Consider the following 1,561-nt stretch of genomic DNA (forward strand, 5'->3'; position numbering starts at 1 on the left):
TAGCCCGGATTTCTCATAGCACCTCAGCAAGTATCTTACCCAAGACGTAATGCTACTAAAAACCTATTGGCACGGTTTAAACTGCCTACTTTTTAACCACTTCCCGTCGTTCAGACACACTTCCCCCTTCCCCCCATTGCGTCGGGCCAGGGGCGCCCGCGCATTCAGTTCGGCACCAACCGCCTGATGAGATCGGATAGTTCCGTTTTATAGGGGTAGCTGTCACTCATCAGCACCCGGATTCGGCGCGTGTTGCGGATGATGACCGCGCCCACCTTGATGAGCTTTAGCCGTAGGTTGCTTGGGCTCATGCGCGCGAAGGGCGTCTTCTTCAGGTAAGTGCGTAAGCGCTCGAACAGCGTATAGGCAAAGCCCGACAAGATCAGCCGCCACTGATTGGCCCACCAGTGCGTGCTGGAGGTCCGGTCAGCAAACAGGCTCAGTTGTTGATCCTTGATCCGGTTCTCCATGTCACCCCGGGCACAGTACTGCTCGTAGTAAAGCTTGAAGCCATCATCGTAACGGGAACTGATGATAAACCGGGGATTAGAGCCTAACTCGCCTTCTTCTAGGCGGGCCACCACCCAGCGTGAGTATTTCCAGGAGTGGGCTTGATACTGGAAGCGGAACGTCCCCGCTACTTTCCCTCCCACCTGCCATTGGGTCTTGCGCACCAGCATCATGGGGACGTCCACTTCCTTGAGCAGCCGGCTGTTCTTGGCGATTCCCACGATGTAGTCGACGTGATGCCGATCACACCAGTTCAGCATCCGGGGACGACAAAAGTGGCTATCACCTCGTAACACGATGCGCGTATCGGGCCAGTATTGACGGATAAAGCGTACCAGTAAGGCGAGGATCGCCCAGCTATGGCGGCTGTCGCTGCGGTCACTGGTGCGCAGATAGCTCACCAGTAAGTGGCGCCCACAGAAGACATACAGTGGGAAGTAGCAGTGGTGATCGTAATAACGGTTAAAGAACTTGCCGGGTTGCTCGCCATGCACGGGGATGTCGGTGCCATCAAAGTCCAGCACGATCTCCTTTGGTGGTTCGTCATGCTGTTCAATGAAGTGATGCCACAGCAACTCATGGGCCTTCACTATTGCTTGCCGATCGGCGTTCTGCTCCACCCGGCACAGCGTCGACTTGCCTGCCAGCGTATCCTCTTCACCGAGCGCTGTCTGAAGGGCCTGATCATAGCGCAGGGCCTCATGGTCGTTGAAATCTTCATAGCCAGCGGCGACACCGAACACCCGCTGACGAACCAAAGTGTCGAGCTTATGACGAACCTGTTCCGGTGCGCGGGGATCATGAAGCACGGCGGCCAAGCGGCGTGTCAGGCGATGCTGTTTATCGACTTCACGAAGCAGGAGTAATCCGGCGTCCGACGTAATGTGGCCCCCGGAGAAGTCGGCTTCAATTTGGCGGCGTGAGAGTGGCGAGAAGGTCAGCTTTTCAGGTACCATTTTGGAAGCGGCTGTTGGTGCTTGATGGATTGGTTAGGTTCTTGAAATCATAGCACTTTCAGCCGCTTTCTTTTATACCCTGTGAGAAATCCGGG

The 1,561-nt window shown here is 55.7% G+C and carries 1 protein-coding gene; it reads right to left on the minus strand.

Features of this window, described 5'->3' with window-relative positions:
- Positions 1–164: 164 nt before the first annotated feature.
- Positions 165–1,466, minus strand: coding sequence for an IS1380 family transposase (locus tag MHM85_RS18255; RefSeq protein WP_239286588.1), 1,302 nt, complete (start codon positions 1,464–1,466; stop codon positions 165–167).
- Positions 1,467–1,561: the final 95 nt, after the last annotated feature.

This window comes from Halomonas sp. McD50-4 (assembly GCF_022348135.1).
Taxonomy (GTDB): Bacteria; Pseudomonadota; Gammaproteobacteria; order Pseudomonadales; family Halomonadaceae; genus Vreelandella; species Vreelandella piezotolerans.